The following is a 23,946-nucleotide window of genomic DNA, read 5'->3' on the forward strand; positions in this document are numbered from 1 at the left end:
CGATGTCAAACAATTCATCTGAGGGCTAATTCATGACAGGTAACTTTTTAGAGCTTGCCAGAAAACGACGCACCATTTATGTACTTGGAAAAGATATTCCTGTCCCGGAGAACGAGCTGATCGGCACTGTCATTGAGGCAGTGAAGCAGGCTCCTTCTGCTTTTAACTCGCAAAGCTCAAGGCTTCTGATTTTACTGGGTGAGCAGCACGCTCGCTTATGGGAACTCACGCGTGAACAGTTACGCAAAATCGTGCCTGCAGAAAGTTTCTCCGGCACCTCAGATAAAATAGACGGGTTTGCAGCGGCTGCCGGCTCAATACTTTTTTTCGAGGATCAGGATGTTGTCAAGTCACTACAGGAGCAGTTTGCGGCCTATGCGGACAATTTCCCGGTATGGTCTGAGCACAGCACAGGTATTGCACAGTATGCTGTCTGGCTGGCGCTGGCTGAAAAAGGAATTGGTGCCAACCTGCAGCATTATAATCCTCTGATCGATGAAGATATTCGCACTGAGTGGAATGTTCCTCCATCATGGAAACTCCGCGCGCATATGAATTTCGGTGCCATCCTTTCACCCGCCAGTGAAAAAGCCTTTATGAGTGATGAAAAGCGATTCATCGTTGCCAAACAGTCATAAGGCTTGTTTATTATATTATTACTGACCGCGATCGCCCTGAGCTTCAGGGCGGCCGCTGAATGTTACGCTCGCCCTGAGCGGCCTTTTCACCGAAAAGTCCGCTCATCGGGATAGTACAGATGGCTCCGGTACCATTAAGACGCTTCAGAACCTCGATGGAAAGCATCCGCCGCAGAGGATCAGCTGGTACCTTGCTGTGTAAACCCATTCAGCCCGGCTGCTGTACAGGTTCCAGGTGCGCATCTCGTCCGGCAGCCATTCCGGTGCAGGCTCCTGCAACTGAGATTGCTGTGGTCATCAGTAATGGCACCGTCCAACCTCCGGACAACTCCTGTACTTTACCCAGCAACAGCGGTCCCATCGCCGCCATCAGATAACCGATACTCTGCGCCATACCTGACAGCGCGGCAGCATCACCAGCGTTTGTAGTGCGCAACCCGATGAAGGTCAGACCCAGCATCATGCTGGCACCCGAGCCGAAGCCGAGGAGTGCAGCCCACAGCATCGCCAGATTTGGCAAATAAAGGATGCCAATAAAGGACACTGCGGTTAACAGGCTGACGCCAGCAGCGGCTAATTTCTGATCGTTAAGACGACGCAGCGTGGCTGCCAGAATCAGGCCGGGAATGGCGGTGGTGAGCTGAAGGATGCCATGTACCTCACCAGCCTGAGCTGAGGAGAGCCCACTGTCTGTCAGAATGGCTGGCAGCCAGCCGACCGCAACATAAAACGGCATCGCATTCAGGCCCATAAACAAGGTGACCTGCCACGCCAGAGACGAGCGCCAGACCGCAACGGTCGCTGCTTTTTTCTCACCTGCTACTGGCAGTTGATGCTTTTTCTTCAACTGCGGCAACCATAAAAGCAACGCAAGGAGCGGTGCAATAACCAACATGGCTAACGCGATGTTCCAGCCCCAGCTCTGCGTCAGAGGAATGACAATGGCAGATCCAATGGCGCCAGCGGCGCCCATGGTGATGGAATATGCTCCCGTCACGGAAGCCACGTTGCCGGAAAAGTCACGTTTGATCAGGCCAGGCAGCAGGACATTGCCCAGGGCAATCCCGATACCAATTAACACTGTTCCGCCATAAAGCGCCCAGACGCTGTCTGTTGAGCGAAGCAGAATCCCCGCTGAAATCACGACCAGGGCACCAAAAAGGGTGCGTTCCAGGCCGTACTTGCGGGAAATCGATGCGCTCAGTGGAGAAAAGGCGGCAAAGGCCAGTAAAGGAAGCGAGTTAAGCAACCCAACGGCTGTGATACTTAGCCCAAAATCATGGCGAATGGACTCTAAAACGGGTGCTATAGCGGTAAAAGGAACACGCAGGTTAATGGCGATAAAAAGGATGCCGGTCACAAGTATGATTGAAGACCACTTGTTCGTAGTGTGGGACATAAGTTTTGCTTTCTCTGAAAAAAGAAAGACTTTAAAGGACGCATGAGTTACAGAATATAGATAACCTGACAACATATAGCTAAATCATGCCAGTTAATAAAAAATCTGTGACCTCGCCGGAAGAGTTTAATGCCGATGATTTCAGTCAGGCCGCTATCGCCCTGCATGTATCATCGTCAGGTGAGTATGCCGGGCAAAGTCCGCACGCTCATCGCAAGGGGCAACTTATTCTCTCTTTGCGCGGTGCAGTGCGCTGTGAGGTTGAGGATGCGCTGTGGCTTGTTCCACCAGGACATGCCGTCTGGGTTCCGGGAGAAATCCCCCACCGTTGCCGGATCACGAAGAATGCAGACACGTGCCTTTTATTCATCGAGCCCGGCACGGCAGCGATGCCGAAAATCTGCTGTACCATAGCGATTACACCTCTGGTTCGCGAGCTTGTTCTGTATCTTGCAGAGCAGGAACATGCTTATTCTCCTGACAGTAAAACCGCCAGGCTTGCAGCGGTGCTGCTGGAGCATATTCCGGATGTGCCGGTTGAAGCACTCCATCTTCCTGTATCAGATCATCCTAAAATCCGGATTATGGCTGAGGCACTTTTTAATGAGCCAGATGACCGGCGAACGTTAAAGCATTGGGCTGCTCATCTGGCCATCAGCGAACGATCTCTGGCCAGGCTGATAAAAGAGGCGACAGGAATGAGCTTTGGTCGCTGGCGTCAGCAGCTGCATTTGATGATTGCCCTGAGCCATCTGTCTGAAGGTCAGCCCGTGCAGCGCGTAGCCGGAACGCTGGGATATGATTCGGTCAGTGCGTTTATTACGATGTTCAGAAAAGCGCTGGGTAAATCACCGACGCAATATTTTTCTTCCCTGGATTAGTGCACAAGCACAGAAGCCGGATTTATTCAAAGAACACCAGCGTCCGCTTCACGCCCTGAGACATTCAACAAGCTTTTTATGGCTTCAGTAAGGGCGAGTGTCGCGCTTCGAGAGCCAGCAAATACTTCGCTTCATCGTACCGAGTTTGGTCTTCCAGCAGCGGTAAATGATCGTTATCCATTTGAAAGCAAGAGCCCGGATTGCAGATTGGTGCGATTTCTCTTTTTCTCGCAGTCCCTGATAATAAAGTCTGGCCCAGTATGATGAGTTAACCGTCTTGGCAGCCCATTCAACAAAAGTCTGCCTGACGAACTTAGCACACTGCCATCGCCAGTGAACCCAGGATTTCTGGCCACTTCGTTCTGTCACCGGTGCAATACCTGCGTAGTTTTGAATTTCTTCAGCGCTGTTGAAGCGGTCGCGGTTATCACCCAGTGCGGCAAGCATCCTTGGACCCATGCACGGTCCCATTCCAGGAAGTGATTTGAACAGTTCTGCATCCGGAAGCGTACCGAATAAGGATTCAATACGTTCGTCGTAGGTTCTGATTAGGTCGCCTGCCAGTTTGATTTGAGATGCGAGTGCTGTTGCCATCAATGCATTTGCCTCTATTACACTTTTATCTGTGGTCAGTGGAATAGCATTGGCAATACTTGCAACCCGCTGTTCGGTATATGCAACAGCAGGACCACCTTTAGCGTTCATAAAATGACGAACAGTATCGCTGCGAGCCCGTTTGAGTTGTTGCAGGCTGGGCCAGCGAATGATTAGCTCGCAGAACAGTGAATTGTCCCGATGGGAGAACCATTCCAGGGGCAGGGGGTAATACTGCTTAAGCGTGTTGATGAGCCGATTTACAAAGCGACGCTTGTCTTCGACCAGCAGTCGGCGCTGCTCAACTAATTGCTGGAGTAACCGGATATCTGCGTTGTCGGGTTCAATGGCTTTTATCTTTTGGGGATAGCGTAGCATTAACTCTAATGCTAGCTCGGCATCCTGCGGGTCATTTTTAGCGCCGCTGGGTGAGAAGGCTTGCCGGTAACGAGCCAGGGACAAAGCGTGGACGGAGAAAACGGTGATAAAGGGATATTTTTGAAGAGCATATACCACGGGGCCCTTCTTCAGCTCGAGAGCTATTGCGATTCTGCCTTTTACCTTCTGGTGTAACTCAGTAAGCCAGATATCAAGCGCTTCTGCCGTATGTTCAATCACATGGAATACGCGTTCACCGTTTTTGAACTGAACACAGACATCGTGTTTTTTATCTGCCCAGTCCAGACCAACATGTGCAGCAAATTGATTAGTCGCAGTCATCACCAACTCCTTTCATCGGGGATTGGTATGCATTCCACGCTCTTCGAAAGAAATATAGTCAGCAGTGTATCTGCATGCCCTGAGTATTCGTTAGCGAACGCGGAGCACCTACTGGTTCGAAAGAGAAGCGGCGATCATCACATGATTCTCGCTCAATATTCGTAACCAGTAAGCGCATACCCTGAATCACTCAAAAGTGTAATTCTCAGGGTTAGAATGACTATAGTTCGCTCATAACTGACCCAATCCGTTTCCGTGGATAGATCTAAATGATAAGCGGACCTCACACTTTCGATTCACGCAGGTCAATTCGGTTAAAGATGCTCATAAACGGCTTAACAATTTCTCCGAGTTGAAGCCAGAAAAATGCCCTACCAGTACAGACTGATACGGCTTTTTTTTGTGGCTTATTCTGTCAGAGGGGTTATCCCATTGTGTAACTGATTTCCTTCCCACAAATATAAGGTGGGGCATACGCTTTCCTGCACATATCCAGATAATCCGACCACCATTGCATCATCGCTTTACGGGAATCGAGATATTCTGCTTTATGGATGTAAGCCGCTCGAACGCTGTTACGCTCCTGATGACTCATCTGCCGTTCAACCGCATCCTGTGCCCACAGGCCAGACTCCATCAGGGCACTACAGGCCATTGCCCGTAATCCGTGGCCGCAGATTTCATTTTTTGTGTCATATCTCATCAGGCGCAACGCCTTGTTGACGGTGTTTTCACACATTGGCTTATACGGATTATGGTCACCGGGGAATATCAGCACGCGATGCCCGGATATTTCCCGTATCTGTTTCAGAATAGCGATGGACTGACGGGAGAGTGGAACGATATGTGGAGTGCGCATTTTTGCACCACGCCCAGAGTAGCGGACACCGGAGATGGCCTCGCGAGTGGCAGGAATGGTCCAGATTCTATTTTTGAAATCGATCTCAGACCAACGGGCGAAACGAAGCTCGCTGGAACGGATGAATAGGTGAAGGGTGAGTAATACGGCCAGGCGGGTTAACTCTCGTCCTTGCTTGTAGTCCTCAATGCGAGCCAACAGTTCCGGTAGCCGCTCCAACTGAAGGGCGGGGTAGTGACGTTTAACGGGCGGGGAGATGATACCCTCCAGATTTGCTGCCGGATTGTTCTCTATCAACTCCTGATGTATGGCATGACGCATGATGTTGCACATATGCTGCCGGGTGCGTGCTGCGACTTCCAGCAGACCTTTTTGCTCAATGCCTTTTAGCAGGTCAATAAAGTGACGAGGTTTTAGTTCTGCTACGGGCAAGTGTCCAATCACAGGGAATATATGATTGTTCATGCTGGCAAGCAGACGGGAGGCGTGGTTCTCTGACCATGTTCGGTTGCTTTTATGCCAGTCCAGTGCCACATACTTGAAAGTTTTGTCTGGCGAGGAAGTGGATCTTTCCGCAGAGCGCTGTTGTGCAGGATTGATATTATGCGCCAGCAATTTACGGATACCATCACGCTGTTGACGAGCATCAGCCAAAGACACATCAGGGTATGCGCCTAAGCCAAGGCGAGATTCTTTTCTATTGATACGATATTTGAGATACCAGAGACGTGAACCGCCTGGATTAACCAGCAGATACAGACCATGGGAATCGGAGACTTTAAAGGGTTTTGCGGATGGTTTTAAGTTGCGGATTTTTGAGTCGTTAAGAGACATTTGGGGGTCACTCCGTCATCGAACCAACTTGACCCCAAATCTGACCACCAAATTCTCCCGATGCGGAGGGAAAACTAAAAATACATCGGGAAGACTTTTCACGCTAACTTATTGAATCTAAATTACATAAGGATTCGCAGAGCGGCATGAAAACAAGAGTTTGGCTCCTCTGACTGGACTCGAACCAGTGACATACGGATTAACAGTCCGCCGTTCTACCGACTGAACTACAGAGGAATCGTGTGAACGAGGCGAATATTAATGGCGCCCCTTGCAGGTGTCAACAGCTTAAAACACATTTGTATTCAACTGGCTAGCATTAGTACAAAGCGATCGCGATTTAAGCAGGTTCTGCTGTCAGCATCGCCAGTCGCGCCAGGGGATCCTGACGATAGAACTGCTGCAGATGGCGATACATCGCCGGGAAACGGTTAGCCAGTAAATCCGGTGCGCTGAAGAAATACTCCGATAGCACCGCAAAACATTCAGCCGCATCGCTGGCGGCGTAAGGATCGATGGTCGCCGCTTGTTCACCGACTAATTCAACTTCCGCTTCAATCTCCGCCATTGCCTGCAGCAGATCTTTCTCCCAGCTGGCGACATCGCGCAGCGCCATCACCGGAATGCCGCTGGTATAGCCGCTGCCGCGCGCATCGAGTTTATGCGCCACTTCGTGGATCACCAGGTTAAAACCGGAGAGATCGAGCGAATCCTGAATATCCAGCGCATTTAACACCACCGGACCTTGCGTCCAGCTTTGTCCAGCGTGCACCGCCGGCGCGTGATGTACCAGGCCGTTATCATCTTCCCAGCGATCGTCGACATTGAAAGGTTCAGGATAGATCAGCACTTCATGAAAGCCATCAAGCCATTCGAGACCGAGCTTCAACACTGGCAAACAGAACAGCAGCGCCAGACGCGTCAGTAACAGTTCATCGAGTTGCAGGCCTTGCAGCGGCGAGATTTTTTTCTGCTGCAGGAAGCGTTGCGCCAGCGTAACCAGCGCGGTTTTTTCATCAGGATCGAGCAGTGAAAAGATCGGCTGCGCCAGCGCCTGTTGCCAGGGCAGCGCCAGTACTGAAGTCTCTATTTGCGCATGCCACGGCCATTTGAACATTGCGTCACTCACTCTTCAGACGAAAACAGTATCCTGGCGCGGCAAAGGGGAAATTACCAGCGCGTAATCAAAGCCGAAGATTCAACCAGTTAATGGGGGATTTGTCTGTGATTGGCGTGGCAAAGCGGGAAAGTAAGTTTGCCCTCACCCCAACCCTCGCCCGCCTGCGGAAGAGGGTTAGGGGGAGGGGACGTCTTATCGTTCAACCCGCTGGAACGCGATCACCCAAACCCACGGGTTCACTTCCCAGCTGGTGGCGCCGTACTGTTTCTGCCACGCTTTGCGGTACGCTTCTTTTGGCGATTCTGAATTCATATTCATGGTGAAGAAGTTATTCAGGAAGTGCGAATCGGTCTGCACGCCTTCCGCCATGATGTCATCTTCACTAATGTCCTGAATCTTCTCGGCTCGCACCGAGGTGATTTGCAGGTCGATGCGGCTGGCCCAGCGCGGCATATGAATCGCGGTTTGCCAGCCAAACTGCTCGGCATTCTGCATATTCTCATCCAGCTGTCCTAATTCATTACTGTCAGCGCGATATTGGCAGTAAGCCGCATTGCGGAACGGCAGAGGATCGCGTTCGTAATCCGCCAGCATCGCCTCCGGCACGATCGGGCCGCGCCAGGTTTCACGTACCCACAAACCATCGCCCGCCTGACCAAATGGGCAGTGCGAACTGACATCGGTCATCGACATCAATTTATAGCCGTGCAGATGATTGGCACTGACATCAAATGCGTGTACGCCTTCATGATGATCCTGACCCGGACCAAAGGCTTGAGTTTTCATAATGCGCCGGGTCTGCGTTTGCTGGCCAACCAGCAGGGCGCGTACCCGCTGTTCGGAAAAAAGAATCGGCCGTTCTTTCATTGCATACCTCTTAATGTGTCACAAACCCGGAAACTGCGAAGAATCCCCTAACATCCGTAGATGTGAGAGCTAGCATAATGGGTTTGAATCAGTTTGCTTAATAATTTGTCGACTTAGTATCAGGCTATTCTGGCAATTTTAGATGTAAAAAATGGTTCATAAGCAAAATGTGTGCTGAAAAGGACTTTGCAAGGGATCAGAAGCCATAAATTTTCCAGATACAGTACGTTATAAAGGCCATTATGGGAACCTTTTCAGATTATGCCGTGTTGATCTGCCTCTAAGAAGCCCCATTTATCAGCACAGATAACTGGAATTTATCCCTAAAGCGAAATTTGTTGATGACGCGAATATATTAAACCTATTGAACAGAGTTATTTAACTAAAACGCACTAAGGAAATACCGAAATCGCAATGGCTGCTGTGCAAGCGGCGTTAACAGCGTTATAACAAGATCGGGATCTCATTTTTTACGCCTGGCACCGCCTGGACGGATGTAAAAAAAGTGTCATGACCAGGCCGCTATGATGTCCGCAGGAACGTAGATAACAGCAATAACAGGAGAAGCACGATGTCACTTACTCACTGGCAACAACGCTACGAGAATTGGCTGCAGCTCAACTGGCTGCATGACGACAAAGCCCACGATATCGCGCACCTGCGCCGCGTCTGGATGAGTGCTAAGCGCATCATGCAGCACAGCGACGCCGATCCTATGGTCGTGATGACCGCCTGCTATTTTCACGATGTGGTCAACCTGCCGAAAAACCATCCCGAACGTCATTTAGCGTCAACTTATGCCGCGGAAGAGACGCGCCGCATACTGCAGCAAGATTTCCCTGACTTCCCGTTCGAACGGCTGGATGCCGTTGCGCACGCGGTGCAGGCTCATAGCTTTAGTGCGCGTATCACGCCGCAAACGCTGGAAGCGAAAATCGTGCAGGATGCCGATCGTCTCGAATCATTAGGTGCTATCGGCCTGGCACGCGTTTTCTATACGGCGGGCGCGTTAGGTCGTCCGCTGTTTGATAGCGAAGATCCGTTAGGAAAAGATCGGGAACTGGATGATGTGAAGTGGACCTTGGATCACTTCCAGAAAAAGCTATTGGGTTTACCGCAAACCATGCAAACCGAAGCTGGACGCCTGCTGGCGGAACATAACGCCGATTTTCTCGTCCACTACATGGGCAAACTTTGCGCCGAGCTGCAGGGCAATTTGACCTCCATCGATGAATCGGTGTTAAGAGATTTCAGCCCTATACACTCGTAATATTAAATTTTTATGACAGTCTGTTAAGTTTCATCTGCTTCCGCTACGTTGTTGTAAATCAAAAGGGAGTATGAAAATGACCGAGACCGTTAACTTAACCATCAAAATTGACCCGGCACTGAAAGAGCACATCAAACAGTTAGCCGCCGATAACCAAATCTCCATGAGTCAGGAGATCGTTAATCGCCTGCAGGCCAGTTTAGATGCGGGTGCGCAACCGGCCATTGATAGTCTGGATACTCAGGAAGCGGTGGAAGATCAGCTCTCCGCTGCGGAACTGAAGCAGATTCGTGCACTGCTGAAGAAAAGTAAGAAGAAGAAATAAGCAGAAAACCCGTCACTGACGGGTTTTTTTATGCCTGCAGATTAAGTACGGAACTGCTGCGCGCGCTGCGCCAGGCGGTCCGATAAGGCGCGCAATTGCACTGCCGATTGCACCTGATGGGCGTTAAGCGCTTCGTTCTGCTGCAGCTGTCCGCTCATCTCCACCACTTCCAGCGCAATCTTTTTCACCCGATGACTCTGCGCAGCACTGTTGTGCTGCAGCTCGTTCAGCTGCGTCACCACGCCAGACACCGCGCTGCTGATCTGCGCGAACAGCACCTCCAGCGCTTTCACCTTATCGAAGCCAGCATGCACATGTTGCTGCGTATGCTGAATCAATCCGTCAATCTGGCGCGTCGAGGCACCGCTTTGCTGCGAGAGCAAACCCATCTCTTTGGCGACCACCGAGAAGCTGCGGCCGTAAGCGCCGGCATGTGCCGACTCAATTGCGGCATTCAGCGATAACAAACGCGTCTGCATCGACAAGTCATCCAGCATGCCAACAATCCCGGCGATATCATCCGACGCGGTGACAATTTGCTGCATCTGGGTTTCCATCTTATCGACTTCCAGTGCGCAGTTACGCATCAACGCATCGGCAGATTGCGCTTCCTGCGTCGCCTGCTGCGAGAACTGGGCACCAATCTCCACCTCTTCAGAAACGCGATCTAAGCGCTGCGACAGATGATGGAAGCTGGCATTTTGCTGCTGGTGTTGCTGCATCACTTTCTCATTGTGCTGCTGCATATCTTCTGCGCCGGCGGCCACGCTGACCGCCACCGTGTTGATGTCGCGCACAATCTGCTGCAAGCCGCGTCGCATGGTCTCAATTGACTGGAACAGCTGGCGCGTTTCCAGCGACTGACGACGCGGAAGGTTTTGTGCATCGACCAGATCACCGGTGGCGATCTGTTCCAGCTGCGCATTCGCGCGACGTAGCGGCAACAATACGCCGCGCATCAGCAGGCTGGACGCCAGCACTAACAGCGTCATCAGTACCGCGCTGACCATCAGCGACAGATTGCGGCTCTGCTTCAAGGTGCTGAGGGTGTTTTGATTCACGCTGCTGAGCTGCTGATTGGCCTGCTCGATTTCACTGAACCAGGCATCATTAAACTGCTGCTGAAACGCCTGCATCGGCACCATAAAAAAGGCGTTGATGTCGTTGGCCGCTAATCCTTTCAGCTGCTCCTGCAATCCTGCCGCCAGCATGGCGAAGCCTTGCGCCAGCGGGCTATCCGCATGGGCGTGGTAGGCGGCGAACTGTTGTTGCGCATGCTTTAACGAGTCATCGGCTGCCGCCGCCAGACTTTTCCAGCTATCCACCGAGCCACTTTGTTGATCCTGCATCAGATAAATACCGGCGCGATGGCTGTTATCACTGGCGGTAAGCAGTTCGATGCGCGCTTTATCCAGCAGGGCCAGACGTTCGCGCAGTTGATTCGCCTGCTGCAACGAGGTTTGCGTCTGGTTAACGTGGGTATTCAGTAGCAGCACGCCGGCAAACTGCAGCAAGCAGAACAGCGCAATGAACAGCAAAAACTGGCTACGTAAACTGGTGAGCCACAGCGGAATACGCGGGGAAAACCGCGCGCGTAACCGCAACGGCAGAGTGATAACAGATAGAAGTGACATCACACGCCTCCAAAAAATAAAACAGGAGTATTGGCAGCACGCGTGACAGTTTGGTGACAGCGGGCGCGATTAGGCGGAAAACAGCATAAAGCGCGGCCCTAAATAAAATTGTGGTCCTGAATCGCTACGCCTTTTGCACGGCGTACTGTTCAATCAGCGGCAATAACAGTTGCGCCACCGCAGCAAATACCGGCACCACCACCGAGTTGCCGAACTGCTTGTAGGCCTGCGTATCGGAAACCGGAATGCGCAGTTTGGCCTCGCCCGGCGCTTCAAACCCCATCAGGCGGGCACATTCTCGCGGGGTTAAACGACGCGGACGGCGCGCCATATTCTCCGCCTGCTGGAAATCTGCTTCGCCTTGCGCGTGATCCCAGCCGCGATCGATGAGGATTTCCGAACCATCTTTGTAGTAGCGCGCCGATAAAGTACGCACGCAAATGTTCAGATTACGCGGATCGTTAAGGCCAAAGCCGAAGCCGTTACCTTTGGCTTTATGCTTTTTCGCGTATTGATACAGATAGTTCCACAGCGTTGGCGATAGCGTGTATTTTGCTTCCGGCTCGGGTTCCAGCAGGCTGTGTAACGACGGCACCTTTTGCGGATAGAGCGCGGGCAGGGCGCGCAACGAAAAGCCGTTGCTGAGCCCGCTATCACGGCGAATGCCCACCAGCACGATGCGCTCACGATGCTGCGGCAGGAAATGGCGCGCATCGATAATTTTCGCATCCGGCAAACCGTCGTCATTGGCATCGGCCACGTCATAACCGAGTTCATCCAGCGTGGCCATGATGATGGCGAAGGTGCGGCCTTTATCGTGGCTCTTGAGGTTTTTCACGTTCTCCAGCACGAAGAACGGCGGTTTCTTGGCGGCGAGAATGCGCGCCACATCGAAGAACAGCGTGCCTTGCGCTTCGCACTCAAAACCGTGCGCGCGACCCAACGCATTCTTCTTGCTCACGCCCGCCAGCGAGAAGGGCTGACAAGGAAAACCGGCCAGCAGCACCTGATGATCGGGAATGGTGCGATCGATATGCTGATAAATTGCCTGCTCATCGCTGATGCCCGCGGGCTGCGTTACCAGACGAATATCACTGTTGAAGTGGTGCAACTGTGGATCGCTATACAGATTGGCTTTATAGGTGCGCACCGCTTCTTTATTCCATTCGCTGGTGAACACGCACTGACCGCCAATCTGCTCGAAGCCACGGCGAATGCCGCCGATACCGGCAAACAGATCGACAAACTGGAATTTGGCGTCGTCATAATGCGCCGGACGCTGCGGCAGCAAAGCCTGCAGGCTGGCCACTTCGCGGCTGGAGAGCGCCGGCGCGGCACTTTTACCGGCGCGGATGCGATTCAAACGCGGCACGCTCCAGTCGCGGCCACCGGCTTCAGTTAAGGTGATAACCACATCGCGTGCGGCATAGATATCGAGCACCTGCAGTAACAGCGACGTCGCGTCATCCTGATCGGCGGTTAACGGGGAGGGCGAGACGGGGTCGATAGCGAGCATGCGTTTTTCCTTAACAGTGAAGCGGCTATGCTAACACTCATCACGCAACGAGGAAATTGGCGTGCGGTGTGCTTTCGCTTTTGGCTTAAACCGCTAAAGTTGTAGAAGCGCTAATACAAGGAGACGCCATGGCAGACGTTCACTCGCAAGCCATTCGCAGCAAAAACATGCGCGCGATTCGCAATCAGGATACCGCGATTGAACAGCGTATTGCGTTGATTCTCAAAGATCGCGGCTTCACCTATCGCGTACAGGATAAAGCGCTACCGGGCCGCCCGGATTTTGTCCTGCCCGCCGAGAAAGCGATCATCTTTGTTCATGGCTGCTTCTGGCATCGTCATCACTGCTACTTATTCAAAATGCCGGCCACGCGTACCGAATTCTGGAGTGGCAAAATTAACAGTAACGTTGAGCGCGACCGGCGTTACGTCGAACAACTGCGCGAAGGAGGTTGGAAAGTACTGATTGTTTGGGAGTGCGCGCTGCGCGGCAAACTGCAGCTGCAGGACAGCGCGCTGATTGAACGTTTAGAAGAGTGGCTGCTGGCCGCAACCGACAGCAGCGAAATCGACCATCAGGGCTTGCATCACTATCGCGTTGAATAGTGCGAGATTGTTGCTTTTAGCCGCTATAACAGTTTAGATCTCCCTTTTCTCTGGGACGCGGAATTGAGCCATGAGCAGCATCAAACTTACCGTTAAGCGCCTGTATCAACTCCGCGATGAGCGGATGGTGACAACCCAAGCCACGGCGCGCATTTATCTTGGCGACCGGCTGGTAGCCACCGAAGAGATCAGCGGCATGACGGAAAGTCCGGTGAGCAAGTATTTGCACGCCGGGGATCTGACGGGGCCGTTACGCGTCGAATGGGACTGTGCGGGCATTGCCGATATGTCAGTGACGGCGATTGAGCGTTGCCCCTGTTGTCAGGATCACGAACCGGAATAATAAGGAATACCACTTTGGCAGGAACCAGTTTACTCACCCTTCTGGATGATATTGCAACACTGCTCGACGATATCTCGGTCATGGGCAAAGTTGCGGCAAAGAAGACCGCAGGCGTATTGGGTGACGATCTGTCGCTGAATGCGCAGCAGGTTAGCGGTGTCAAAGCCAACCGTGAATTGCCCGTTGTATGGAGCGTTGCAAAAGGCTCCTTTCTTAATAAATTCATTCTGGTGCCGCTGGCGTTATTGATCTCGGCGTTTGCGCCCTGGTTGATTACGCCGCTGCTGATGATTGGCGGTGCCTATCTCTGCTACGAAGGCGTGGAGAAAGTGCTGCATAGCCTCAATCACGATAAGGCCGAGCAGAGTCCGGAGGCGCGTCAGCAGCGTCTCGACAAACTGGCGCAGCAGGATCCGCGGGCGTTTGAAAAGGACAAAGTAAAAGGCGCAGTGCGCACTGACTTTATCCTCTCGGCGGAGATTGTCGCCATCACGCTGGGCATCGTCTCAGAGGCGCCGCTGCTGAATCAGGTGCTGATTCTCGCCGGTGTCGCCATTCTGGTGACCATTGGCGTGTACGGCATCGTGGCGATGATTGTTAAAATTGACGATTTGGGCTTTTGGTTAAAAGAGAAATCTTCCACGGTCGCGCAGGCCATTGGCGGCGTATTGCTGGCCTTTGCCCCCTGGTTGATGAAAGCCTTAACGTTAGTCGGCACGCTGGCGATGTTTTTGGTTGGTGGCGGCATTGTGGTGCACGGCATCACGCCGCTACATCACGCTATTACGGAATACAGCGCCGGATTCAACGGTTTGGTCTCGGCACTGCTGAGCAACGGCGCCAATTTGGTGATCGGCTTTATCATTGGGTCGATCGTGCTGTTGGGCGTAAATCTGATTGCTAAGCTGCGCGGCTAGCAGTTATAAAGCGCTGTAAATTTTTAATCACGGTCAGGAGAACGATGATGAACGACGATATGTTTGAATTTGATATCGATGCACAGCTGGAACAGGCTGAAGCCAAAGCGGCAGAAAAAGCCAACGAAGTGCCTGCGGATATCAGCGACGAAGCGGATTGCGAAGGCTGCAAAATCTAATTTTCCTGTCCAGGACGTGCTATCAAAGCCGACAATAAATTTTGTCGGCTTTTTTTATTTACAGAGTTTTTAACTGCTTATTCTGATTTAGTAGCAGTAATAGATTAATCGTATAGGAAAAAATCGGTCACAGCTGCTATACCTAAATTCGGTCATTTAACGATGAAAGAGGGAGGTGCGGTATGATCTTTGCAATCAGTGACGAAGTTCAGCACAAACAGGGCGGACCCACCATGGTGGTCACCGGCTATGCCAGCGGAATGGTAGAGTGTCGTTGGTATGATGGTTACAGCGTGCGACGTGAGGCGTTTCGCAGTGATGAACTCAGTCACGTATCGAGCGCGCAACAGCTGGCCAGTTAAACACATTCGGGACGATGCCTGTCGTCCCGAATGTGGTTCAACCCTGCATTACACCTTACCGTCGTTATCCTCTTCCACCGCCTGATAAATCCGCTGCAGAATATCCGGGAAAGCCGATTGCACGCGACTCCAGCTGGGAATAAAGGGTTTCTCATTCGGACGCTCAATAAAGGCTTGTCCGGCATCGAGAATCGCCTGAGTGAACATCTCTACCGCCGCTTCCTCAATGTGCTGATCAAACTTGAGGCCGTTCATGGTGGCTTCGTGGTTGTAGATCTCCATCATGTCCAGCGCATTACGGTAGTAAGTGGCTTTCAACACCCGGAACGAATCGCTGGTGAGCGGCACGCCCATGGTGGCCAGCTTACGCAGCAGCGACTGCACGATGTCATTGCTCATGCGTTTCAATCCGCCGGTACCATCATCTTCGGCCAGCGGCTGATGCTTGTGGTCGTAGTTATCGGCGATCTCAACCTGGCAGGTCTGACGCGTGGTGTAGTTACGATAAATCTCCGACAGCACGCCAATCTCTAATCCCCAATCGCCAGGAATCTTGATGCCGTTGAGCACATGCGTGCGCATGGCAAACTCGCCAGAGAGCGGATAGCGGAAGCTGGTGAGGTAATCGAGATATTCCGAGTGACCGTAGACCTTCTGCAAGGAGCGCAGCAGCGGACCGACCAGCAAACGCCCGACGCGGCCATTCAGCTTGCCGTCGGCGACGCGCGCGTAGAAACCTTTGCAGAACTCATACTGAAACGACGGATTGGCCAGCGGATAGAGCAAACGCGCCAGCATGCCGCGTTCATAGGTGACGATATCGCAGTCGTGCAGCGCCACGCACTGAGTGCGGTCGGAAGCCAGCGTGTAGCCAGTACAGAACCACACATTGCGCCCTTTGCCGGGTTGGCTCGGCGATAAACCCTCTTTATCCAGTTCGGCATCCAGCGCTTTCAGGCGCGGCCCGTCATTCCATAAAATGCGATGGCGCTGCGGCAGGCGGGAGAAGAACTCACGCGCAAACAGAAACTGGTCGCGATCGGCGCGGTCGAGGCCAATCACAATCTCCTCCAGGTAAGGTACCTTCGCCAGTTCGTTAACGATATTATCCAGCGCCGGGCCTTCCAGTTCCGAGAACAGCGACGGCAATATCAGCCCCATTTTGCGTTTGCGTGAGAAGCGCACCATCTCTTTTTCCAGCGATTCGACGCTGCGGTGGGTGAGATTATGGAAATTAGTAATGACACCATTCTGGTAAAAATCACTCATCGTCTCATCCTTTTGGTTAAAGGCCGTTACTCATTCGGCGCAAGAAAATAGTCCAGACCTTCACGCCAGCCCTGCGGACCGACGTGCGCGGTGTGGTAAACGTTCTCAGTATCGGTGCGTTGCAACTCCACCGGCGTTTTACTGAAGCCTTTTATCACCACGGCATAATCAACGCGCTCCAGCATCGGCACATCGTTAGGACCATCGCCCAAGCCGATTGTGGTGCGCGCTTCTCCTTCCTGCGCGGCGAGATGCTGCTGAATGTCCGCCAGCGCGATACCTTTGCCGGTGCCGGCGGGCATCACATGCCAGAAACGCCCGCCCTGGGTTAACGCCAGATTGTGTTCTGCCAGCGCCGCGCGGAATTCCGGTAAACGCTGTTCGTCATCGCGCCACAACACCACTTCCGACGCTTCGCGCAGGCGGCTTTGGCTGGCTTCGGTAAGGGTTAAACCGGTAAAACGTGCGACTTCGGCATCACTAAATTCATGAAAGCCGTTGAAGCGAAATCGTGCCTGCAACGCCTGCAGCGTCTGGCACAGCGCATGATAGCTGGCGCTGGTTTCGATCGGCGGCGTGTGTTCACCACCCAACACCACGCGCGCACCGTTTTCAGCAATAAAGGGCGCACCGACAATGCCTAACTTCTTTTGTAGCGGAATAATCTCGGCCGCCGTTTTGCTGGAACAAATCACCAGCGGAATCTGATGTTGTTGCAGACGCGCCAGCCATTCACTGGCCGCATCCCAGTTATAGTCATGATGATCCAGCAATGAGCCATCAAGATCGGTAATGATCATCAGGGAAGAGTTAAGACTCAGCATCATCACACTCCTTACGCCAGTGGCATCCGTAAAGCGAAGAGTAATCAGTATAATAGCGGAATCGCGATCACACTTTTTCCCGCGACCCGGCCAGCGACATCCAGGATAATTCTTAAATGGCAAACGTGACGGAAGGCGCGATGCACATTTCGTGCACAGCTGAAACCAGCAGTGACGCGGCGCGTAGGACGATTCACATGAATGCTTATACAAAATTGTTCGATTTACATGCAGGGATGAGTCTTGTCTTAATCAGACTAAGGCGTAATCTGACAGGGTGTTAAGAATTCCCTGGTGTAACGAACTTACTGATTTACTTTACCCGGCCATCCCGCCGGGTATTTTTTTGAAATCGATTTCAGCGGTTCACTTCGCTGCTGGCGAAGTCGCGAATGTCGAGTTCGAAAGCTTCCGCTAGCTCGGAGTAAGAGCCATAGGCTGCGCCATTTACCGTAACGCGATGCGCGTCTTCGGCTTCCATAAACTCTTTTACCTCGCCCGACGTTCTCTTCTGAATGGCTTCCAGCAACGCATCAACATCGACATTCACTTCGCGCTGAACTGTCTCGCTGTACTCTTTTGCAGTGGTCATGGCGGCCTCCCGGAGGCAATCGGATCTACACCAGTATAGTCGTTGGTGAAAAGAGGGCGCGGAGGGCAAATGGCAGGCAAAAAAAAGCCCGCGCTGCGCGGGCAAAAATCCTTGTTACTTTTAGGTTGACTGCGCCTTTGGGGTTGGTGCAGTACTGAGAAGTGTACGAGCAGCCTGCGTCAAAAGTCTCTCTGCGAAACGTTAAGAAAGCGAAAAAGCGCATCTTGACAGAGTTTTACCTGCCTTTAAGTGCACAGTGCGTAACAGCGACTATGCTTAGCGATTGATTGTTAAGTGATATCAGGGAGTGAATATGGACTTTTTACGTATTGTCATCGCCATTTTGGTTCCACCACTGGGCGTATTCTTGCAAGTCGGTTTTGGTGGGGCTTTCTGGCTCAACATTCTGCTGACGTTGTGCGGCTACATTCCAGGCATCGTGCATGCGGTGTGGGTTATCGCCCGACGCTGATCGCGATCAGGCAGTGTTGATTATCTTCCGTTAAACTGTGTCGCAGGACAATTTGTGGAGAGTAATCAATGAAGGTGAACGATCGCGTTACGGTTAAAACCGACGGCGGCCCGCGCCGTGTGGGTACGGTGCTGGCAGTGGAAGCATTCAATGAAGGCATCATGTATCTGGTGGCGTTAGAAGATTACCCGCTGGGGATTTGGTTCTTTAATGAAAGCGATCATGCTGAAGGGGTTTTTGTGGAGCCGTATGAAGAGGCTTGATTAATTTTCCCCTCACCTTAACCCTCTCCCGCAAGCGGGAGAGGGGAAAGATCGGCGCAACATCCACTTCTTCGCCCATGTGTGGGAGAGGGCCGGGGTGAGGAATACCGCGCACTACCTCAAATCAAAACGTCTCCCAGTTATCATTCCCTGACGTCGCCAATGCAGGACGCGGCGCCAGATTTGGCGTACGCAACGCAGACTGCGCCGCTTTAGCCACGTGCGCCACCGGTGCGTCATTCAAACGGAACACCGCCACCGCCTGCGTCAATCTGCCGGCCTGATCTTCCAGCGAAGCCGCTGCCGAAGAGGCTTCCTCAACCAGCGAGGCGTTCTGCTGCGTCACGTTATCCATCTCGGTCACCGCCAGGCTCACCTGCTGAATGCCACGGCTCTGCTCATCCGACGCGGCGGCAATCTCCGCCATAATGTCCGTCACGCGCCGCACCGCTTCAACAATCTCGCCCATGGTATTACCGGCTTCGCCGACCTGGCGTGAACCGTTGGTGATCAACCCCACCGATTCAGCAATCAGCGTTTCAATCTCTTTCGCCGCCTGCGCACTGCGTTGCGCCAGGTTACGTACTTCGCTGGCCACCACGGCAAAACCACGGCCTTGCTCACCGGCACGCGCCGCTTCCACCGCAGCATTCAGCGCCAGAATATTGGTCTGGAAGGCGATGCTGTTGATGACGTTGGTGATCTCGGCAATATTTTTCGAGCTGCCAGAAATATTGTTCATGGTTTGCACCACGCCGCTCACCAGATCGCCACCGCTGCGCGCTTTGCCTGAGGCATCGGCGGCCAGCTGGCTGGCGTGATGGGCGTTCTCGGCGTTCTGTTTCACCGTGGCGGTGAGCTGCTCCATGCTGGCGGCGGTTTGCTCCAGCGCGGAGGCCTGCTCTTCAGTACGCGATGAGAGATCGGTGTTACCGGCGGAAATCTCGCTGGAACCCTGATAAATCGCTACCGCGCCTTCTCGCACCGTACCAACGGTACGCACCAGCGAGGCCTGCATCAGCTGCAGGTTATGCAGCAAGCTACCAATCTCGCTGCGGCCATAGGCTTGTTCCGGCGCGGTGAGATCGCCTTGCGCGATACGCTCGATGCGATCAACGGACTGACGTAGCGGGGTGATCACCACGCGACGCAGGAACACGAAGGTCAGCAGCACCAGCAGCAAGGCGGCAGCAAACGCCACCGCCATAGCAATAAAGCCAATGCGTGATTGATGCGCGGCTTCGGCATTAATCGCTTCGGCGCGGTCAGTACGGATTTTAATCGCCTTCAGCAGCACGGCGTTGTAGGCATCATCCAGTTTGCGCGTGACGTCAGTTTCCTGCGCCACAATGCCTTCGAAGCTGCCCTGTTTAGCCGATTCAATCATCGGCTTGAGACCTTTATCAATATAAGCATTGAAGCTGGCGGTCAGCGGTTCATCGAGGGCAATATCCGCCGGCGTTTTCGCCTTGCGATCCATATAGAGTTTAAAACCTTCGCGCGCTTGTTTAATACGCGTCTCGGTGCGCGCTAAATCGGCACGATAACCATCCATTTCACCAATACGCGCGGCGGCACCGGATTGCAGCACATTGAGTCGCGCAGTACGCAGATGGTTAGAACTGTTAGAGATGCCCATACGAATTTGAATTTCTTCGGTGGCATCGTTTAGGGAATTATTACTCTGAATCAAAAAGTAGCTGGCGAGTCCAATGCACAGGGCAAAAAGCAGCAGAATGCCACCAAAGATCATACTGAACAAAGGCATCAGGCGCAGGTTCTGCCAGATGCTGAGCTTATATTGCTCATCAATCGATGCTGTTTTCATATCCTTGCTCTCATATAGGTAGGTGTTATGAGAATAAGCATCGGCAGGCAGGGGGAAAGGATTAGGCAGGAAAGTGGGATCAAACTCTCAAAACGTGAAAAGGGGCCAATCAGATGATCAGCCCTTTTATTCACTGAAGGTAATTATCGCACGTTAACATAAATCCCTGAGGTGACATTATCAGTCAAACGGACGACATGATAAATAACCTGCTTATTATGGGTTTTAATTTTACGTTTAATATTACCTTTATGTGACGATACGGTTTTGGCTTTAATTTGCATGTTCTCAGATATCTGAATGGTGTCATGACCTGACATCCACATTTTTAGCATATTTGATTCAGTCTGACTTAATGTCAGTGGATGCACGTCGAGCCCGGCAGAAATACGCGGCGAAGCGTTGAGTTTCTTTTGCAAATAGGTGCCTAATAAGGAATCCAACGTCGAAGTTTTTATCGATTTTGATGTAATAATCAGGTTCTTACGAACGTAGAGGTATTCCTCAAAATGGATATTCGAGATCGCCATGAAAATAAAGAATAAGGTATCAGGATGCTGCATGATAATAGCACGAATACGATCGCTGGAATCAGATTCGTGAATAAAGCACTCTTCGTTGATAAACACAACGCCCGGCTTAATTTGCTCACATCTTTGTTGCAATTGGTCGATATCCGAGACAGGAGTAATATTTTTCTTTTTAACTCCTTTCGCAGACATATAGTCAGACAAACCCAGGCGTGTGTAATTACATGAATCCATAATAATCGTTGGCATTATAGCGACCCTCACCAATTTGTTATCCGTTTAAATCAACGATGAATACGCGTTTGCGGTACGAGAGAAATTTCCAAAGACACTTTTTTATTCTGCTCAGCAGATTGGCGATAGTTGTCCATGCGCCATCATGACTCTTCCCTGAACCGTGCTGCGAAGTTTTTTTTATAGTACATCCACGTCACTCTCATCTCAGCCATAGTGGGAATGGCTAAGGATTTGCATTAAGTGTTTTATTCGCTCTGTTTTGAGAGCCCTGTCACTATCGCGCAGATCACAGACAAATCTGATAGGACAAATCTTAAAAACATTTGTGTGGCGAAAGTATGACGCTTCAGCGAGCGTTGACAATGCCGGAAAAAAGGGATTTAGACAAGAAAAATCGCTGTGAAATTTTTTTTGTTTAAAAACAGCCCTTTGAGCATTTAATCAACCGATTCAGCAGGTTTAGCCCCTTAGGAATCGTCTGACTAAAATACGCGAAGCGCGGTTTAATAAGAATAATTTTCACCAAAAATGCGCACTTATCAGAATTTCCTCAGTTGATTTCTGAGAAATATGGTTCAGAAAATGCACTAACAGATTTTGAATGCTTAACTATTACTTAAGGGCGTCTACAGAATAGTTAATCAACGGGCGCGGGAAAGTTCTGACACAAACTGGGCGAGTAAATCAAAGACTTCGCTAAACAGATGTTCGCAGAAGGGAGCGAGCAGCGGCATCATCAACCCTACGCTGAGGATGCCCACCGTTAAGGTAATCGGGAAGCCAACCGCGAAAATAGAGAGTTGTGGTGAAACACGGTTTAACAAACCTAGTGCCATGTTTAGCGTGAGGAGCAGAACTATTAAGGGCAGCGCTAACATCATGCCATTAAGGAAAATTAATCCCGCGGATTTCACCAACGCCATAAAAGCATTGGCGTTGAGCGGCTGATCGCTGATTGGCAACGTATGAAAACTGTCCACCAGCAGTGAAATCAGCCACAGATGTCCGTTGAAGGTAAGAAACAGCAGCATGGCCAGCATATCGAGAAAACGAGCCAGCACCGGCATGTTCAGGCGGCTGCCCGGATCGAAGAAGGTGGCGAAGGACAATCCCATCTGCAAACCAATCACTTCCCCCGCCATGCGCACCGCCGCAAATGCGAACTGCATGGTCAGGCCGATGCTCACGCCAATCAGCAGCTGTTGCAGTAGCAACCAAAATCCCGCGGGTGTAAACAGGGTCGCCTCCACCGGCGGTAGCACCGGCAGGATGATCCAGGTGGTCAATACCGCGAGGCCAATCTTGACGCGTTTGGGAATCGATTTTTCGCTCAGCACCGGCGCGCTGGCAAACAGCGCCAGCAAACGCACCATCGGCCAGAAGAATTGTGCGACCCAATGGATCAGCTGGCTGCTGTCGAGGTTAATCATTAGCCAATAATGTACGGCAGATTGCTAAACAGCGTGCGAATGTAATCCAGCATCAGATTAAGCATCCACGGACCAGCGATTACCGCCGTAGCGGCGACGGCCAGAATCTTGGGGATAAAGGAGAGCGTTTGTTCGTTAATCTGGGTCGCGGCTTGCAGCACGCTGATGATCAACCCGCTGATCAACGCCACCAGCAACATCGGCGCGGCCATCAGCAGGGCTACACGCATTGCTTCCTGGCCCATAACCATCACTGATTCAGGTGTCATGCTGCACTCCTCGAGAAAGAAAGGTGAGGGCGAACGCCACTCAAGAGTAGAAACTTTGCGCCAGTGAACCCACCAGCAGCTGCCAGCCATCCACCAGCACGAACAGCATCAGCTTGAACGGCAGGGAAATGGTTGCCGGCGGCACCATCATCATCCCCAGCGCCATCAGTACGCTGGCGACCACCAGATCGATGATCAGGAACGGAATGAACACGGTGAAACCAATCTGGAAGGCGGTTTTCAGTTCACTGGTGACATACGCTGGCAGCAGAATACGCATCGGAACCGCTTCCGGACCCTGAATCGGTGCGGTGTTGGCCAGACGGGCAAACAGCGCTAAATCGGCTTCGCGCGTTTGACGCAGCATAAATTCACGCAGCGGCTGAGCACCTTTATCAATCGCGTCCGCCATACTGATTTTGTCCTGGCTGAACGGCAGATAGGCGTCGGAGTAAATCTTGTCGAAGGTCGGCGCCATGATAAAGAAGGTCAGAAACAGCGCCAGGCCGAGCAGCACCTGGTTTGGCGGCGCCGACGGCGTGCCGAGGGCGTTACGCAGCAAACCAAACACAATAATGATGCGCGTGAAGCTGGTCATCATCAGCAGCACCGCCGGAATAAAGGTCAGCGAGGTGATGAACACCAGCGTCTGTACCGGCAGCGACCAGCTCTGGCCACCGTTCGCCAGCGGCTGGCTGATTAAACCTGGCAGCTGCGCATGGGCAACCGGTGCCAGCAACAGCAGCGGCAGAAGAGGAAGTAATCGACGCATCATTGTGGTTTTCCGGGACGTTTAACCAGGTTCTGGAACAGCTGACGAAAATCCTGTGGCGCAGCGCTTTGATTTGCCCGTTCTTCCGGCGGCAGCGGCGGTAACGAATGCAGATGGGTGATCTGCTGGGCGGTCACGCCCAACACCAGACGCGCATCGGCGGTATCGACAATGACCACACGCTCACGCTGGCCAACCTGCACCGTCGCGCTGACTTTCAGCGCCTGGCCGGTCACCGTTTTCGGTGCAAAGCCAAGGCGTTTGGCCAGCCAGCCGCAGCCGAGAATCAGCAGAACAATTACTGCCAGCACGCTGCTGACCTGGCCAATCACCGAACCGGTTGAGACCACCGGCTGGCTGGGTACCGGTTGTTCGGCTTGCGTGTGTTTTAACATGC

26 protein-coding genes, 1 tRNA gene and 1 pseudogene are annotated in these 23,946 nt (G+C 52.3%); 11 read left to right on the top strand and 17 right to left on the bottom strand.

Going from position 1 to position 23,946, the window contains the following annotated elements:
* Nucleotides 1–32: 32 nt before the first annotated feature.
* On the top strand, nucleotides 33–638 hold the full coding sequence (locus Q3H59_RS07955; RefSeq protein WP_048762596.1) for a nitroreductase family protein: 606 nt from the start codon (nucleotides 33–35) through the stop codon (nucleotides 636–638).
* 208 nt (nucleotides 639–846) lie between these two features.
* On the opposite strand, the gene Q3H59_RS07960 is transcribed toward Q3H59_RS07955, so the two are convergent.
* Complete coding sequence (locus Q3H59_RS07960) at nucleotides 847–2,037, bottom strand: CynX/NimT family MFS transporter (protein WP_014229922.1); 1,191 nt, start codon at nucleotides 2,035–2,037, stop codon at nucleotides 847–849.
* A gap of 86 nt (nucleotides 2,038–2,123) precedes the next feature.
* Here Q3H59_RS07960 and Q3H59_RS07965 point away from each other — a divergent pair, with 86 nt between their 5' ends.
* Nucleotides 2,124–2,918: a helix-turn-helix transcriptional regulator gene (locus Q3H59_RS07965; protein WP_041165282.1), complete on the top strand. Its 795-nt coding sequence runs from the start codon at nucleotides 2,124–2,126 to the stop codon at nucleotides 2,916–2,918.
* A gap of 76 nt (nucleotides 2,919–2,994) precedes the next feature.
* Here the strand turns inward: Q3H59_RS07965 and Q3H59_RS07970 are convergent.
* From Q3H59_RS07970 to Q3H59_RS07990, 5 genes and pseudogenes are all read right to left on the bottom strand, one after another.
* Nucleotides 2,995–4,232, bottom strand: a pseudogene (locus Q3H59_RS07970) (IS110 family transposase).
* Between the two features lie 424 nt (nucleotides 4,233–4,656).
* Nucleotides 4,657–5,925, bottom strand: a complete 1,269-nt coding sequence (locus tag Q3H59_RS07975; protein ID WP_014229917.1) for a phage integrase central domain-containing protein — start codon at nucleotides 5,923–5,925, stop codon at nucleotides 4,657–4,659.
* A 161-nt stretch (nucleotides 5,926–6,086) separates the two neighbouring features.
* Nucleotides 6,087–6,162: transfer RNA gene (locus Q3H59_RS07980), tRNA-Asn, on the bottom strand.
* Between the two features lie 103 nt (nucleotides 6,163–6,265).
* Nucleotides 6,266–7,042 (bottom strand): DgsA anti-repressor MtfA, encoded by a 777-nt coding sequence (gene mtfA, locus Q3H59_RS07985; protein WP_101762794.1) that lies wholly within the window; start codon nucleotides 7,040–7,042, stop codon nucleotides 6,266–6,268.
* Between the two features lie 195 nt (nucleotides 7,043–7,237).
* A complete protein-coding gene (locus tag Q3H59_RS07990) occupies nucleotides 7,238–7,912 on the bottom strand; it encodes a hypothetical protein (protein WP_101763938.1) in 675 nt (224 codons plus the stop codon).
* 571 nt (nucleotides 7,913–8,483) lie between these two features.
* On the opposite strand from Q3H59_RS07990, the gene Q3H59_RS07995 reads away from it, so the two are divergent.
* Complete coding sequence (locus Q3H59_RS07995; protein ID WP_309834152.1) at nucleotides 8,484–9,182, top strand: phosphohydrolase; 699 nt, start codon at nucleotides 8,484–8,486, stop codon at nucleotides 9,180–9,182.
* Nucleotides 9,183–9,258: 76 nt separating this feature from the next.
* The gene (locus tag Q3H59_RS08000) at nucleotides 9,259–9,507 is read left to right on the top strand and encodes a hypothetical protein (RefSeq protein ID WP_008105442.1); all 249 of its coding nucleotides are present in this window, start codon (nucleotides 9,259–9,261) and stop codon (nucleotides 9,505–9,507) included.
* A 41-nt stretch (nucleotides 9,508–9,548) separates the two neighbouring features.
* Here the strand turns inward: Q3H59_RS08000 and Q3H59_RS08005 are convergent, their stop codons facing one another.
* A complete protein-coding gene (locus Q3H59_RS08005) occupies nucleotides 9,549–11,141 on the bottom strand; it encodes a methyl-accepting chemotaxis protein (protein WP_309834155.1) in 1,593 nt (530 codons plus the stop codon).
* Between the two features lie 124 nt (nucleotides 11,142–11,265).
* Nucleotides 11,266–12,657 (bottom strand): DNA (cytosine-5-)-methyltransferase, encoded by a 1,392-nt coding sequence (dcm, locus tag Q3H59_RS08010; RefSeq protein ID WP_309834157.1) that lies wholly within the window; start codon nucleotides 12,655–12,657, stop codon nucleotides 11,266–11,268.
* A 128-nt stretch (nucleotides 12,658–12,785) separates the two neighbouring features.
* On the opposite strand from dcm, the gene Q3H59_RS08015 reads away from it, so the two are divergent.
* The 5 genes from Q3H59_RS08015 to Q3H59_RS08035 all read left to right on the top strand — a co-directional run bounded on the left by Q3H59_RS08015 (nucleotide 12,786) and on the right by Q3H59_RS08035 (nucleotide 15,063).
* Complete coding sequence (locus Q3H59_RS08015; protein WP_101763942.1) at nucleotides 12,786–13,262, top strand: very short patch repair endonuclease; 477 nt, start codon at nucleotides 12,786–12,788, stop codon at nucleotides 13,260–13,262.
* Between the two features lie 70 nt (nucleotides 13,263–13,332).
* On the top strand, nucleotides 13,333–13,605 hold the full coding sequence (locus tag Q3H59_RS08020) for a hypothetical protein (RefSeq protein WP_008105433.1): 273 nt from the start codon (nucleotides 13,333–13,335) through the stop codon (nucleotides 13,603–13,605).
* A 14-nt stretch (nucleotides 13,606–13,619) separates the two neighbouring features.
* A complete protein-coding gene (locus Q3H59_RS08025) occupies nucleotides 13,620–14,522 on the top strand; it encodes a DUF808 domain-containing protein (RefSeq protein ID WP_101763943.1) in 903 nt (300 codons plus the stop codon).
* Between the two features lie 44 nt (nucleotides 14,523–14,566).
* Nucleotides 14,567–14,701 carry a hypothetical protein gene (locus Q3H59_RS08030; RefSeq protein WP_255253243.1) on the top strand — a complete coding sequence of 45 codons (135 nt, stop codon included), beginning with the start codon at nucleotides 14,567–14,569 and terminating at the stop codon, nucleotides 14,699–14,701.
* Nucleotides 14,702–14,883: 182 nt separating this feature from the next.
* On the top strand, nucleotides 14,884–15,063 hold the full coding sequence (locus tag Q3H59_RS08035) for a YodC family protein (protein WP_101763944.1): 180 nt from the start codon (nucleotides 14,884–14,886) through the stop codon (nucleotides 15,061–15,063).
* 48 nt (nucleotides 15,064–15,111) lie between these two features.
* Here Q3H59_RS08035 and Q3H59_RS08040 read toward each other — a convergent pair whose 3' ends face one another.
* The 3 genes from Q3H59_RS08040 to yodD all read right to left on the bottom strand — a co-directional run bounded on the left by Q3H59_RS08040 (nucleotide 15,112) and on the right by yodD (nucleotide 17,748).
* Nucleotides 15,112–16,332 (bottom strand): glycosyl transferase, encoded by a 1,221-nt coding sequence (locus Q3H59_RS08040; protein ID WP_101763945.1) that lies wholly within the window; start codon nucleotides 16,330–16,332, stop codon nucleotides 15,112–15,114.
* Nucleotides 16,333–16,358: 26 nt separating this feature from the next.
* On the bottom strand, nucleotides 16,359–17,156 hold the full coding sequence (locus Q3H59_RS08045) for a mannosyl-3-phosphoglycerate phosphatase-related protein (protein WP_309836655.1): 798 nt from the start codon (nucleotides 17,154–17,156) through the stop codon (nucleotides 16,359–16,361).
* A gap of 358 nt (nucleotides 17,157–17,514) precedes the next feature.
* Entirely contained in the window at nucleotides 17,515–17,748 is a 234-nt protein-coding gene (yodD, locus tag Q3H59_RS08050; protein WP_192411591.1) for a YodD family peroxide/acid resistance protein, read from the bottom strand.
* Nucleotides 17,749–18,061: 313 nt separating this feature from the next.
* On the opposite strand from yodD, the gene Q3H59_RS08055 reads away from it, so the two are divergent.
* Together Q3H59_RS08055 and dsrB are read left to right on the top strand one after the other, a co-directional pair.
* Nucleotides 18,062–18,220, top strand: a complete 159-nt coding sequence (locus Q3H59_RS08055) for a YqaE/Pmp3 family membrane protein (protein WP_007891469.1) — start codon at nucleotides 18,062–18,064, stop codon at nucleotides 18,218–18,220.
* A gap of 68 nt (nucleotides 18,221–18,288) precedes the next feature.
* Complete coding sequence (gene dsrB, locus Q3H59_RS08060) at nucleotides 18,289–18,483, top strand: protein DsrB (protein WP_101763947.1); 195 nt, start codon at nucleotides 18,289–18,291, stop codon at nucleotides 18,481–18,483.
* A gap of 124 nt (nucleotides 18,484–18,607) precedes the next feature.
* Here the strand turns inward: dsrB and Q3H59_RS08065 are convergent, their stop codons facing one another.
* The 6 genes from Q3H59_RS08065 to fliO all read right to left on the bottom strand — a co-directional run bounded on the left by Q3H59_RS08065 (nucleotide 18,608) and on the right by fliO (nucleotide 23,944).
* The gene (locus tag Q3H59_RS08065) at nucleotides 18,608–20,311 is read right to left on the bottom strand and encodes a methyl-accepting chemotaxis protein (RefSeq protein WP_309834164.1); all 1,704 of its coding nucleotides are present in this window, start codon (nucleotides 20,309–20,311) and stop codon (nucleotides 18,608–18,610) included.
* 143 nt (nucleotides 20,312–20,454) lie between these two features.
* The gene (rcsA, locus tag Q3H59_RS08070) at nucleotides 20,455–21,090 is read right to left on the bottom strand and encodes a transcriptional regulator RcsA (RefSeq protein WP_008105413.1); all 636 of its coding nucleotides are present in this window, start codon (nucleotides 21,088–21,090) and stop codon (nucleotides 20,455–20,457) included.
* A gap of 629 nt (nucleotides 21,091–21,719) precedes the next feature.
* The gene (gene fliR / locus Q3H59_RS08075) at nucleotides 21,720–22,508 is read right to left on the bottom strand and encodes a flagellar biosynthetic protein FliR (RefSeq protein ID WP_101763949.1); all 789 of its coding nucleotides are present in this window, start codon (nucleotides 22,506–22,508) and stop codon (nucleotides 21,720–21,722) included.
* Nucleotides 22,508–22,777: a flagellar biosynthesis protein FliQ gene (gene fliQ / locus Q3H59_RS08080; RefSeq protein ID WP_008105408.1), complete on the bottom strand. Its 270-nt coding sequence runs from the start codon at nucleotides 22,775–22,777 to the stop codon at nucleotides 22,508–22,510. The genes fliR and fliQ overlap by 1 nt, the downstream gene beginning before the upstream one ends.
* A 40-nt stretch (nucleotides 22,778–22,817) precedes the next feature.
* Nucleotides 22,818–23,549 carry a flagellar type III secretion system pore protein FliP gene (gene fliP / locus Q3H59_RS08085; protein WP_061723562.1) on the bottom strand — a complete coding sequence of 244 codons (732 nt, stop codon included), beginning with the start codon at nucleotides 23,547–23,549 and terminating at the stop codon, nucleotides 22,818–22,820.
* Nucleotides 23,549–23,944: a flagellar biosynthetic protein FliO gene (gene fliO, locus Q3H59_RS08090; protein WP_192411593.1), complete on the bottom strand. Its 396-nt coding sequence runs from the start codon at nucleotides 23,942–23,944 to the stop codon at nucleotides 23,549–23,551. The genes fliP and fliO overlap by 1 nt, the downstream gene beginning before the upstream one ends.
* Between the last annotated feature and the right edge of the window lie 2 nt (nucleotides 23,945–23,946).

The organism is Pantoea sp. SORGH_AS_0659 (assembly GCF_031453915.1).
GTDB classification, from domain to species: Bacteria; Pseudomonadota; Gammaproteobacteria; order Enterobacterales; family Enterobacteriaceae; genus Pantoea; species Pantoea leporis.